Below are 12,110 nucleotides of genomic sequence, written 5' to 3' on the forward strand. Positions count from 1 at the left end.
CTATTCAAACTCTACAAAGACTAACGCTTTTTGTTTAGGAATTATTCTCTGTAATGTTTCTCGTTCTTTTGATTATTTGATATATCCATATTATCCTGCCTATACGAGCTAATGTTATCATTTTGTTATCGGCATTGATAACACCTACTCGATAACTGTGGATAATAACTATATGTAGCATGTCAAATTATAAGCTATTTTGCTTAGAGATTCAACACAAAACTGAAATTTTACTTTTCCTTATATTCATCTGGTATTGCTATTTGAAATGTTTCACACAACAGCATCACATCATGCACATCATTTTTATCGTGTTCATATCCCAAATGAAGCATTACCTGACTCAATGGTTCAATACAAGAAACAGTTATATCTCCAACTTTTCCAATACCGGAAAAAGTTTTTGATGGAAATATATCTCCCTCATAAACAATTCCGTCATCTGTAAATTCAAAACAATGTAAATCAATGATTCTTTGTTTATCATCTTTCCAGACAGTATGACCATCCGTTGTATAATCAGTATTTACTTCCTCAAATCCATGCTGCTTAATCACATAAATATAATCATGATAATGTTTCAGTTCAACAAACAAATCAATATCATTGTGTATTCTTGATTCTCTTTTAAGAAGTGCATCAACACCCCATCCGCCATCTAAATATACTTTAATTTCGTTTTGCAAAGCATATTTTATAATTTCACATGCATCTTCTGTACGTACCATAATCTATCCTCCAAATTCAAATCTTTGTATGCTTTCCAACTCACTAAAAGCCTGAAATTTGTCAGTCTTTCATCCTTTTTGTTATCAATCACCAATTAGCTGTAATCCATTAGGATTTAGCTGATATATTTTATCGCACACCTCTTCAATATACTTTCTATCGTGAGAAATGCTAATGACAGCCCCCGGAAATTCTCGGAGCATTTTTCTTATTACCGGACCGGACAATGGTGAAAAATTTCTTGTCGGTTCATCCAGAATAAGAACATTTGCACCACTTAAGCTCATCCTCAAGAGAAGCACTTTCGCCTTTTGTCCGCCTGATAACTCCCGAATCGGATGCTCCATTTCATCTGGTGTGTATTTAAGTGAACCAAGGTATGTTCTAATTCTTGTACGCTCTTCTTTATCTCCTGTTTTATCAAGGTAATCAACCGGTGTAACATCCAAATCCAGCAGGTCTTCATAAGTTTGAGGCATATATTCTGCTTTAATGTCATTCCGATTTAGGAGTTCTTCCGCTATCTTTTTTAGAAGAGTCGTTTTTCCTGCCCCGTTGGCTCCTATCATACAGATTTTTTCTGAACCTTTTATTTTTAAATGAATTCCTTCTGCTAAAATTCTTTTGCCATCCGGAGTCACAAGCTTTGAAAGTTCATATTCTATGACCGTTTTTCCTGCGGGAATGTGTGAGTTTTCATCCCCTAATTTGACAAAGATTGCTTCTTCCTGTTCCGGCATCTGAGTCATATTTTCATCTTCTTTTTCAAATCTTCGTTCCATTGCCTTAACCGTATGCATTTTGTCCTTTAAGTTTTTGGCAACAGACGGTGCTTGTCTGGTACAACTTCTTAATGCACCTTGTACACTCTGCATAACTCTTTGATATTTTTCATCGCGAATCTTTTTCTCCCTACGGTCACTCAGTGCCCGCTGTTTTTGGATTTCAAATTTATGAAGCCGTTCTTCCACATAGCGTCTATAGGGAAGCTTTGCCACGGTATATCTCGCCTTTGTTTTTCGTATAATCTGCTCGATATGTATCACCATGTTGGCAGTACGCTCTATCAGCGTTTCATCGTGTGAAATAAAAAGCACAATGTGCTTCCAGTCATTTATGATTTTTTCCAGTAATGTAAGCGTCGCAATGTCGATGTCATTGGAAGGTTCGTCCAACAACAGCACAGAAACATCGCGAATGAAAAGCCTCATAAGTTGTGTCTTGACTTTTTCGCCTCCTGAAAGACTACCCATTGTCTGGTTACTGTAGAAAAAATCATTTTTCATTCCAAATTTTCCCGCAATAACAGACAATTCTTTAGGCGTTTTCTCCCAGAATATTTCCTCTTCAGAAAAATATTCGTATATTGTTTTTTCCTTATCTTCATCGAGCATCTCCTGCGGAAGATAACCAAGACGTTCGTGTCCCATTATCCTTTCCCCATCTGCTTCTATATAGTTTTCTACAAGCGACGGATTGTATATCCACTTCATTAATGTCGATTTCCCATTTCCCTCTTCTCCAATAATAACTGCCTTATCTCCATCATTTAGCACAAGGTTGAAATCATTAAGAATTATTCTCAGGTCTTTTTTATGTGTTAAATTTAATTTTTTTATCTGCAACATTAAAGTTTCTCCTTTTCGAAGTCTGAGCCAATTATTATTTTGAACACACAAAAACGAGTCTTTTTTGCATACGCAAAAATAGACTCGCTAAATAGACCCTTATTTCTTTTCCAAAAGGAAAACAAAGGAAATGCCTCTTGCGATAATCCAACTTAAGCGTACACAAAACAAACCTATTCTCTACAGGCTCAATAACTATATGTGTCTTACTTAAATCAAATTATCTATTAATCATTTCCTCACCTTACACAAAATGTGCCTTTCTTTCTTCTAATGGCAATACTATCATACTGTATTTTTTGTGTCAATACATTTCACCTTATGGAAGTGCAAATTAAAATTTTCACTTCCTAATTATACATCCAACCATTACGAAATTCAATCTTTCACAACCTCTTTACAACCACAACCACAGCACTCCAGCAAACGCAGGAGCACCATACCGTAAAACGCTTATGTGTAAATCAACTCCGTTCCTACAACTTCCCTCACACAAGCCTGAATATTATTCATTCTTCCAATCCATTCGTAGGGATTATCTTTCTTTAATTGTTCCGTCACATCTTGTCTGTCGGCATATTCCTTTACCAGTCGAAGAAACATATCCTCTGCTTGCTTATCGACTTCTGCAAGATAACTATGCAGCTTTCCGCTTGTCAGCAGGTTCATATATAACACTTTATAGTGTTCCTTTAAATGCCTTGCATGTCGTTTCCCCCATAAACCAATCGGCTCTATTTCTTCTTCGGCTGGTACTGTGATGTTCGGCAATAAATAATCACCCACCTGTCTATAAGTTCCGCCCATTTCTTCAAAAATTGTCTTTGTCATTTTCCTTTTCCTCCTGTGATTTTTGTCTATCGTGATCGTGTATTATCACGCTTGCGACCTTTAACTGTTCTTGCCTGCTCCAACAAATCATCTATCTGTTTGCGACCAAAAACCTTACGGAGCAGGCTGTAATCTTTATTTTCTGCTTTTAGGATTTTGTTTTCTTCGGTCAATCTTTCATTGACTTTCTCCAAACGCTGATTGGTGCGGTATAACTGTGCATTCGCTGTATTCAGCCTATGATAGTTGTCCCACCCCTCAAAGCAGCGGGCAAGCACCGTTTTGACAAGTTGCTTCAATTTCCTTACAACCGGCTCTGCCATTTTGGTTTTATATGCCTTTGCAGTCATAAATTTCTCTGGTTCTGGCAACTGATATTTCGGTGCAGTATCAAGCTCTATTTCAAGATTTGACAGCTCGTCTTTTGCCTTATCATAGTTCAATACTCGTTCCGACAACACATCAAATTCAATCTGTTTCTGCTCGATTTTCGCACCTAATGCCGCCACTTCTTTTTCTCTTTCCTGCTTTTTATAATCCAAAACAGAAAGATGTTTTTCGTGTGTGCCTAAATGTTCCCACTCAATCCCATAACGTTCCATCACCGCCGCAAGCTGTTCTTTTTCGGACTGTATCCATTGCGACCACTCCGTATCGCCACGACTGCCGCCCTTAAAACCTTGCGTTGCAAGAGCCTGCTTTAGTGACACTCTTGTATCAAGTCCACGCTTGCTGCCTGTGGTAAAAGGTACAAAATCTATGTGCAGATGTGGTGTAGCTTCATCCATATGCAGATGAGCCGAGAACACCCGAAGCTGTGGATTTCGCTCCTGAAAACCCTGATAGTATTCATCTAAAATCTGCTTTGCCAGTTCTCCGTTTTCCGTATCGGCGTTCATATTTCCCTTACCGCCCACCTGTAAAATGATTTCGTGGAACGGTTTTTCCTGCTTGGAACTTCGGATTTTTTCATAATAATCTTTTATCTTTCGGTCTGACCTTATCTGCTTGGCATTGTATCTTTCCAATGCTTCATCAAACAATTCGTGATAAACTGTCTTTATATTTTCATTGCAGTAGTCGATATTGAGATGAGTACGAGTTCCGTCTACATTTTCTGCTCGGAACTTTCGGCTATTGTGATTGACCGAGCCTTTACCGACCATTGCACTTATCGTTCTCTGCATTTTTTCATCTCCCATCTGTAAATTTCAACATTCTCAGGTTTTGTTACTTTTGTCAAAAGTAACGCAAAAGCACTTTTGACGGGTACACCCATCAAAAATGCGACCTGTAAACAGGTTTTGCGTTCTCCGAAGGCTCTCCGAGGGGTGAGCGTGTGCCGGTGGCACACACGCCTGCGAACCGACCGAGCCAGCAGGCGAGACCAAAGAGCCGCCTTTGAAAAGGCACTCTCTGCACACTCCCCTAAACTTTATCCGGTGTCAAAGTGTGACGATGGTGACAATGTTTTTCACAGCGTGCTGCTCTCAAAAACATTGACACCTTTGACACCGTTTGTCACGCCGTCTGCTCGGTTTCTTTCCAAAGTGAAACCTTTCTTCCGTCGTGTGTGCGGCTGTTCTGATAACGGATACCGTAATCACGAAACAGCCTGCTTGCGTTGATACTGAGCCTTAAAGAAAGTACATTCGGCTTTATATCCACCGCAAGCCTTTCGCAAAGTTCCGAAGCAGTTCCTTCCCATCTGTCACTTTCCGAAAAGAGCGTATCCGCTATCTTCTCAAGCAGAGGTTCGGGCGGTTCTTTCCACATCTCCGTTTCCGATTTTGCAAAGTTCCACACCAATCGCTCGCTGTCCCTTACAAGATGGATTTTCATATCCTGCTGGTCTCTGCCAGCAACATCAAGTGTGGCATTGTTGGAAGTACGCTTGTCCTTACTGAGAACAAATGCACCGTCTGCCGCACCCATCAGACCATTCGTGCCTGAAATCATATCGAATATATCTTCCGATTTTTGTTTGCGTGTATGATGAACAATAAGCATTGAAACCTTGTAACTGTCTGCCAACGCTTTCAGCCTTGCCACAACATCATAATCACTTGCGTAGCTGTAATCTGCTCCGCCTGCTTCACGCACACGCTTTAAGGTGTCTATGATAATCAAGCCTGTGTCTGGGTGTTCCCTCATAAACCCTCTTATCTGTTCTTCCAGTCCGCCATTGACCGTTTTACATTCCGTTGCGAAATACAGATTGCCTGTCTCCTTTGCACCGAACATCTGAAACAATCGCTTCTGCAAACGTGGGTAATCATCTTCAAGGGCAAAATAAAGCACCGTTGCCTTACGCACCTTATACTCCCAAAGCGGTGTGCCTGTGCTGATATGATAGGCAAGCTGTGCCATCATAAAGCTCTTTCCCACTTTCGGGGAACCTACGAAAAGGTAAGTTCCCCTTTGGAGCAGACCGTCGATAAGTGGTGTCTGAACCTCAAACACCGTATCATACAGCGTTGTCATTGATACTGTTTTCAGATAGGAAGGGTCTAACTGTCTGAGTATTTCCCTTTGCATTTCTTCAAAAGATTGCTCGTACCCCTTGAAATCCGTATCCTGATTGACTATACTATTGTCAGTACATTTGGAAAGTGACTGTTCCGCATCTGTTGCCGCAGATACATTTGGAATAGTCATTTCTTTTTTATTCTCCATTCGCATCCTCTCCTTTCAAACCGCCGAGAATAATGGAAATCAGTTCTATTACACTCAGCAGTTCATCATCCACACCTTTTCCTGCTTCAATCCTTTTCAGTTCCGCAAGGACTGTGGCAAATTCCGTTTTCAACGCCTTATACACTCTCGGATTGCCCTGTACCACCACATCCTGATTTAAGCAACGGCGGTAACAATACTCCTGTTTTGGCAATCCTGATAGAGCTACAGCTCTGTTAATGAGTTCGTTTTCTTCGGGCGATACTCGAAACCCTACTGTGATATTCCTCCAACGATTTTTGTTATCTCTGTTCTTAGCTGACATTTTCAAAATCTCCTTTCCCTAAATCATCTAATTTTTCTGCCATCTCAATCTGCTTTGACGGAAAGAGGTGTGCGTACTGATAAGTAATATCAATACTTTCGTGACCAACTCGGTCAGCAATCGCCACCGCAGAAAAGCCCATATCAATCAAGAGTGAAATGTGGCTGTGACGGAGATCGTGAATGCGGATACGCTTCACGCCTGCCGCCTTTGCCCCTCTGTCCATCTCGTGATGAAGATAGCTTTTCGTCACCGTAAAGATACGGTCTTTCTTCTTCAATCCGTAAAGCATACCGAGATATTCTTTCATTTCCTCACACAGAAACTTCGGCATTTTAATCGTGCGGTTGCTCTTTTTCGTTTTCGGAGAAGTAATCACATCCTGCCCTTTCAAACGCTGATAGGATTTATTGATTGTGACTGTTTCCTTATCAAAGTTGAAATCTGCCGGAGTCAAAGCTAACAGCTCGCCCTCTCGGATACCGCACCAGTAAAGCATTTCAAACGCATAAAAGGAAACAGGCTTGTCCATCATCTCAAAAGAGAATTTCTTGTATTCTTCCTTTGTCCAGAACAGCATTTCCTTGTGTTCCTCACGTCCCATATTTCCCACCTTTGCCGCAGGATTGGAACGCAGTTCATAGTAGCGGACAGCGTGATTGAAAATGGCGGACAACTGATTGTGCAGCGTTTTCAGATACGTCTGTGAATAAGGCTTTTTCTTCTCATCACGATAGGCAAGCATTTCATTCTGCCAAGTAATAATCTCCTTTGTGGAAATCTCGCTGATTTTCAGTTTCCCGAAATACGGAAGTATCTTTGTGCGTATGATATGCTCTTTGGTAAGCCACGTGTTTTCCTTCAAACGGTTCTTCACATCATTGATATAAAGCTCCGTAAAGGCTTCAAAACTCATATCAAGGTCTGAAGAAGTCTGCAATTTGAACATTCTTTCCCATTCCTGTGCTTCTCGTTTGGTAGCAAAGCCACGCTTGCATTTCTGCTTGCGTTCCCCTTTCCAGTTCACATACCTTGCCATCACATACCAAGTACCGTTATCTTCATTCTTAAATACCGGCATTTACATTTCCCCCTTTCCTGCTCCGTAGAGCCTTTCGTAAAAATACTGGCGATTTACACGCCCTGCAATCGTAATAAAGCCCTTTGCTTTCAATTCCTCATTTAATTGTCTGATGAGTTTATATGCATAAGGTTTTGATACGTTTAGTTCCTGAGCCACATCTTCGGCTCGGATAAATCTGTTTTCCATATCCTTTTTCTTCCTTTCTTAAAATAATTTTTTGCTTGCCGCTTTCTCCGTGTTAAAGTTCCAACAGGCACTCCTGCTTGTCGGCAGGCGCTGTGCTGTCCCAATGCACCGCAGTACATCAGGCGCTCGCTCGTATAGGGGTTCCCGAAAAGTCGGAGACTTTTGGGGAAGAGGAGGAGCAGTGCAGCGAATGAGCTTTTGTGCTTGCACACAAGCGAACGATACGGAACTTGCTCCGACGAGGTCTTGGCGGTTTGGCTTTTCGGACGGTCATTCAGTTGTCGCATTAAGCATATTTGTTTAATTCGTAATTTATTTTACTAAACATATTTGCTATTGTCAAGTGGTTGCAAAGAAAATATTAAACATTTTTGTTTCGGTTTTTCTTGACTTCCACTAAACATTTCTGCTATACTTATTTCACTAAATATAAAAGGAGCGTATCATTATGGCTATCAGCGAAAGAATACATTTTTTCAGACTAATGCGTGGTATGACACAAAAGTATCTCGGTACAGCAATCGGTTTTCCAGAAAAGAGTGCTGATGTGCGTTTGGCACAGTACGAAACTGGTACACGCAAACCGAAAGCAGACCTTACAAATGCATTGGCACAGGTGCTTGATGTTTCTCCACAGGCTCTTGATGTTCCTGACATAGACAGCTATATCGGTCTTATGCACACTCTGTTTACCCTTGAAGATATTTACGGTCTTACTGTCAGTGAAGCAGACGGAGAGGTATGCTTAAAGGTCAACAAGGACAAAGGCAGAGAAGCATATGAACTCCTCAAAATGCTGTATGCTTGGAAAGAACAGGCAGACAAGCTATCTTCCGAAGAAATCAACAGAGAAGAATACGATAACTGGCGTTACCATTATCCAGAGTTCGACACCACACAGCGTTGGGCAAAAGTTCCATCACAGGAATTAAGTGACGCTCTCGTGGAAGCATTCAAAGACCACTTGAAAGATAAATAAGCACCTACAGGACCTGCCACTGGCAGCTCCCTACAGATGCTTTGGCAACGACAAAAAAGCCCTTAACTATGGTTATTAACCACAGCTAAGGGCTTAGTTTATAATATGGAATTTGTTCAGAGCCAAGCTCCGAACTTTAGTCTGCAAGCCACCTGTTAATTGTTCCGTTACCCATAAACCACTGGATAACAAGAATAATGGCACTTGCTATGACTGTTATCAATTTGTTATCAAAAGACTAATCGAAATCGCTGAAACCCGCATAAACACTGGCTTTTTTAAGCAACTCGATTTATTCAAACTCTATCGTCCCCGGCGGCTTACTGGTCACATCGTACAGTACCCGGTTCACATGGCTTACCTCATTGATGATCCTGCTGGTGACTTTCTGCAGAACCTCCCAGGGAAGCTCTGCGGCTTCTGCCGTCATAAAATCAATGGTATTTACGGCCCTGAGCGCCACAGCGTAGTCATAGGTCCGTTCATCGCCCATAGCCCCTACGCTCCTCATATTGGTCAGCGCTGCAAAGTATTGTCCGATTTCTCTTGCAATACCTGCTTTCGCAATTTCTTCCCGGTAGATAGCATCTGCCTCCTGTACGATGCGCACCTTCTCTGCCGTTACTTCGCCAATGATACGGATCCCGAGACCCGGTCCCGGGAATGGCTGGCGGAACACCAGATGCTCCGGTATCCCAAGCTCCAGTCCGGCCTTTCTCACCTCGTCTTTAAACAGATCTCGAAGCGGCTCGATGATCTCTTTAAAATCCACATAATCCGGCAGTCCTCCCACGTTGTGGTGCGATTTAATCACAACAGATTCTCCGCCTACCCCGCTTTCCACCACATCCGGGTAGATGGTTCCCTGTACCAGAAAATCCACCGCTCCTATCTTTTTCGCCTCTTCTTCAAAGACGCGGATAAACTCTTCTCCAATGATCTTTCGCTTCTGTTCCGGCTCTGAAACCCCCGCCAGCTTCTGGTAGAATCGCTCCTGGGCGTTGACCCGGATAAAGTTCAGATCATATTGTCCCTTTTCTCCGAACACCGCTTCCACTTCATCCCCTTCATCCTTGCGAAGAAGGCCATGGTCCACGAACACGCAGGTCAGCTGTTCTCCCACTGCCTTGGACAAAAGAACGGCCGCCACAGAAGAGTCCACGCCTCCGGATAGGGCACAGAGCACTCTGCCGTTTCCTACTTTTTTTCTGATCTGCTCAACAGAATCCCTCACAAAGGAGTCCATCTTCCAATCGCCGCTGCAGTCACACACCTTTCTCACAAAGTTCCACAGCATTTGTGTCCCCTTTTCCGTATGCAGCACCTCCGGATGAAACTGAATCGCATAGAGATTTCTGTCGGCATCTTCCGCCGCTGCCACCGGACAATCTTTTGTATGGGCTGTGATTTCAAAGCCCGGCGCCACCTTGGAAATATAGTCAAAATGGCTCATCCAGCAAATAGTGGATGCCTCCACCTCAGAAAAGATGGGAGAATCTTCCCGGTCGATCCGCACTTCCGTTTTTCCATATTCCCGCACCGGTGCTTTTTCTACCTTTCCTCCCAGCACATGCATCATCAGCTGTGCTCCGTAGCAAAGCCCCAGCACAGGAATTCCTGACTCAAAAAGCTCTCTTGTATAGGTGGGAGCCCCTTCCTCGTAACAGCTATTGGGGCCTCCTGTCAAAATAATACCCTTCGGGTGTAGGGCTTTGATCTTTTCTAATTCTGTTTTGTAAGAATAAATTTCACAGTATACATTGCATTCTCTCACCCGTCTGGCTACCAGCTGATTATACTGTCCTCCAAAATCAATCACAACCACCAATTCTCTGCTCACGCTGTTTTCCTCCTTCACTCATCCCGGTATTTCCGTCTTTTCCTTACCTTCTATTCCGGCAAGCCTTCACCCGCCCATCTCATGCGCTTCATAGTGCTTTACAAAGTCCCGTTCTTTCTCCCGGTTCGTTCCTGTATTTTTTCAAAAATCTTTTGTTTCCCCTTGATATTCACCAGGCAAAGCCGCTTTCCCAGGCGCGCTTCCACATGAGTCTTTCCTTTTTCAAGTGTTTTTATTATACGGGAGACCTTCTTCTTTTACAAGCATTCTCTCTTTCCCTCTGACATTTCTTCTCTCTTCTTGTCCGGTATGAATTCTCTCTTCCTGCCCGATATAAATTCTCTCTTCCTGTCCGATATGGATTCTCTCTTCCTGCCCGATATAAATTCTCCCTTTCGTTCGGTAGTTATTTTAATGTGTTTTTTTCTCTGTTTTCCCATATTCAGAAGGCTTCCCTACACCAGCGCCTCTTTTTTCCACTTTCCACTGCGATATCGAAGCAGAAAGCAACTGGTTCGAAACATCCAGTCGATCACCATGGCCACCCACACGCCAAATACTCCCATGTGGAAATAACTTCCCAGAATATAGCTGAAAGCAATGCGGAAAATCCACATGGAAAAAATGGAAATGTACATACACACCTTGGCGTCCCCCGTCGCCCGGAAGGTACAGGGCAATGTAAAGGATGCCGGCCAGATCAAAACGGCGCAGATTCCGTGAAATGTCAATATCCGGCCCGTCACCTCCGCCGTCCTTGCAGACAGATGATATGCCTCCAGTATCTGAGGCCGGATCAGAAACAGTCCTCCTACCACAACAGCCATGCTGATGTGTGTAAGGATAAGAAATTTTTTATTGTAATATGTCACCTGCCTGTAATCTCCCGCTCCTACACACCTGGCGATAACCGGTGTGACTGCCAGTGTCATTGCCATTCCCGGAAGGATCTGAAAAAGTGCCACTGCATTGCTGACTGCATTTGCAGCAATGGCATAGGTTCCAAAGGTGGAGATGAGACTTAGCACCAGTATTTTTCCCAGCTGGAACATACTGTTTTCCAGGCCATTGGGGATTCCAATGCTCAAAATCCGACCGATCATGCTCCAGTCCGGCCGGTATCTCCACGTGGCTTTCAGATACAGCTCCCGCTTTTTATTAAACAGCAAAAGAAGCAGGATCAAAGCTGCGATCACCCGGGATGTCAGTGTGGGAATCGCCACCCCCGGGGTTCCCAGATGTACTCCGTAGATCAAAGCTGCATTTCCCGCCACATTGATCAGATTCATCAAAACGGACACCTGCATCGGTGTCCTGGAATCGCCCATGGTCCGAAAAATGGCCGCAGTCAGGTTGTAGATAGCCACAAACGGAATAGAGGCTGTTACGATCATAAAATAAATATCTGCGTGGTTTCGCACATCTGCCTGTATTTTTCCGAAAACCACCTGCAAAACAAACGTTTTTCCCATATAGAGAAGCAGCATGATCCCAATGGCGCAGAACGTACCGAACCAGACCATCTGCCAGGAAGCCTCCCTCGCTTTTTCTACCTTCTTCTGTCCCAGATACTGCCCTACAACGACGGCTCCTCCTGTTGCCAGCGCCGAAAACAAAGAAATCCAGAGGATCATTACCTGATCCACCAAAGACACGCCGGATACCGCCGGTTCTCCTACGCTGGCGATCATAATAGTATCGGCCATCCCCACCAGAATCACCAGAAACTGTTCTACCAGCAACGGCAGGATCAAAAAAGCCAGATCTCTGTTACTGAACAAATATGCTGTTTTTCCTGTTTGCTCTTCTTGGTTTTTCATTCCTTTTCCTGC

General features: G+C 43.2%; 12 protein-coding genes. 1 reads left to right on the forward strand and 11 read right to left on the reverse strand.

The window, feature by feature from the left end; genetic code table 11:
* Positions 1 to 230: 230 nt before the first annotated feature.
* The 8 genes from SOW26_RS08365 to SOW26_RS08400 form a co-directional block, all read right to left on the reverse strand.
* The gene (locus SOW26_RS08365; protein ID WP_009247521.1) at positions 231 to 728 is read right to left on the reverse strand and encodes a nucleotidyltransferase domain-containing protein; all 498 of its coding nucleotides are present in this window, start codon (positions 726 to 728) and stop codon (positions 231 to 233) included.
* 84 nt (positions 729 to 812) lie between these two features.
* On the reverse strand, positions 813 to 2,357 hold the full coding sequence (locus SOW26_RS08370) for an ATP-binding cassette domain-containing protein (RefSeq protein ID WP_009247522.1): 1,545 nt from the start codon (positions 2,355 to 2,357) through the stop codon (positions 813 to 815).
* Positions 2,358 to 2,810: 453 nt separating this feature from the next.
* Complete coding sequence (locus SOW26_RS08375) at positions 2,811 to 3,188, reverse strand: TnpV protein (protein ID WP_009247523.1); 378 nt, start codon at positions 3,186 to 3,188, stop codon at positions 2,811 to 2,813.
* A gap of 26 nt (positions 3,189 to 3,214) precedes the next feature.
* Positions 3,215 to 4,354 (reverse strand): plasmid recombination protein, encoded by a 1,140-nt coding sequence (locus tag SOW26_RS08380; protein ID WP_019190307.1) that lies wholly within the window; start codon positions 4,352 to 4,354, stop codon positions 3,215 to 3,217.
* Positions 4,355 to 4,709: 355 nt separating this feature from the next.
* Complete coding sequence (locus SOW26_RS08385) at positions 4,710 to 5,864, reverse strand: AAA family ATPase (protein ID WP_009247525.1); 1,155 nt, start codon at positions 5,862 to 5,864, stop codon at positions 4,710 to 4,712.
* Complete coding sequence (locus SOW26_RS08390) at positions 5,854 to 6,189, reverse strand: plasmid mobilization protein (protein ID WP_009247526.1); 336 nt, start codon at positions 6,187 to 6,189, stop codon at positions 5,854 to 5,856. The genes SOW26_RS08385 and SOW26_RS08390 overlap by 11 nt, the downstream gene beginning before the upstream one ends.
* Positions 6,179 to 7,270, reverse strand: coding sequence for a site-specific integrase (locus SOW26_RS08395; protein WP_009247527.1), 1,092 nt, complete (start codon positions 7,268 to 7,270; stop codon positions 6,179 to 6,181). Before SOW26_RS08395 ends, SOW26_RS08390 begins: the two co-directional genes overlap by 11 nt.
* Positions 7,271 to 7,459 (reverse strand): helix-turn-helix domain-containing protein, encoded by a 189-nt coding sequence (locus SOW26_RS08400; RefSeq protein ID WP_009247528.1) that lies wholly within the window; start codon positions 7,457 to 7,459, stop codon positions 7,271 to 7,273.
* Between the two features lie 448 nt (positions 7,460 to 7,907).
* Here SOW26_RS08400 and SOW26_RS08405 point away from each other — a divergent pair, with 448 nt between their 5' ends.
* Positions 7,908 to 8,438, forward strand: coding sequence for a helix-turn-helix domain-containing protein (locus SOW26_RS08405; RefSeq protein ID WP_009247529.1), 531 nt, complete (start codon positions 7,908 to 7,910; stop codon positions 8,436 to 8,438).
* A gap of 292 nt (positions 8,439 to 8,730) precedes the next feature.
* Here the strand turns inward: SOW26_RS08405 and guaA are convergent, their stop codons facing one another.
* The 3 genes from guaA to SOW26_RS08420 form a co-directional block, all read right to left on the reverse strand.
* A complete protein-coding gene (gene guaA, locus SOW26_RS08410) occupies positions 8,731 to 10,278 on the reverse strand; it encodes a glutamine-hydrolyzing GMP synthase (protein ID WP_320652225.1) in 1,548 nt (515 codons plus the stop codon).
* Positions 10,279 to 10,535: 257 nt separating this feature from the next.
* Complete coding sequence (locus tag SOW26_RS08415; RefSeq protein ID WP_320652226.1) at positions 10,536 to 10,718, reverse strand: hypothetical protein; 183 nt, start codon at positions 10,716 to 10,718, stop codon at positions 10,536 to 10,538.
* A 15-nt stretch (positions 10,719 to 10,733) separates the two neighbouring features.
* Positions 10,734 to 12,098 carry an MATE family efflux transporter gene (locus SOW26_RS08420; protein ID WP_320652227.1) on the reverse strand — a complete coding sequence of 455 codons (1,365 nt, stop codon included), beginning with the start codon at positions 12,096 to 12,098 and terminating at the stop codon, positions 10,734 to 10,736.
* Positions 12,099 to 12,110: the final 12 nt, after the last annotated feature.

It is taken from the genome of Suipraeoptans intestinalis (assembly GCF_034091795.1).
Taxonomy (GTDB): Bacteria; Bacillota; Clostridia; order Lachnospirales; family Lachnospiraceae; genus Suipraeoptans; species Suipraeoptans intestinalis.

What these genes read in the sequence shown, in the direction of transcription:
- SOW26_RS08380 (WP_019190307.1), bottom strand. Translation starts at nt 4,354, where the DNA reads ATGGTCGGTAAAGGCTCGGTCAATCACAATAGCCGAAAGTTCCGAGCA.
- SOW26_RS08400 (WP_009247528.1), bottom strand. Translation starts at nt 7,459, where the DNA reads ATGGAAAACAGATTTATCCGAGCCGAAGATGTGGCTCAGGAACTAAAC.
- SOW26_RS08365 (WP_009247521.1), bottom strand. Translation starts at nt 728, where the DNA reads ATGGTACGTACAGAAGATGCATGTGAAATTATAAAATATGCTTTGCAA.
- SOW26_RS08375 (WP_009247523.1), bottom strand. Translation starts at nt 3,188, where the DNA reads ATGACAAAGACAATTTTTGAAGAAATGGGCGGAACTTATAGACAGGTG.
- SOW26_RS08420 (WP_320652227.1), bottom strand. Translation starts at nt 12,098, where the DNA reads ATGAAAAACCAAGAAGAGCAAACAGGAAAAACAGCATATTTGTTCAGT.
- SOW26_RS08415 (WP_320652226.1), bottom strand. Translation starts at nt 10,718, where the DNA reads ATGGGAAAACAGAGAAAAAAACACATTAAAATAACTACCGAACGAAAG.
- SOW26_RS08405 (WP_009247529.1), top strand. Translation starts at nt 7,908, where the DNA reads ATGGCTATCAGCGAAAGAATACATTTTTTCAGACTAATGCGTGGTATG.
- SOW26_RS08395 (WP_009247527.1), bottom strand. Translation starts at nt 7,270, where the DNA reads ATGCCGGTATTTAAGAATGAAGATAACGGTACTTGGTATGTGATGGCA.
- SOW26_RS08385 (WP_009247525.1), bottom strand. Translation starts at nt 5,864, where the DNA reads ATGGAGAATAAAAAAGAAATGACTATTCCAAATGTATCTGCGGCAACA.
- SOW26_RS08370 (WP_009247522.1), bottom strand. Translation starts at nt 2,357, where the DNA reads ATGTTGCAGATAAAAAAATTAAATTTAACACATAAAAAAGACCTGAGA.
- SOW26_RS08390 (WP_009247526.1), bottom strand. Translation starts at nt 6,189, where the DNA reads ATGTCAGCTAAGAACAGAGATAACAAAAATCGTTGGAGGAATATCACA.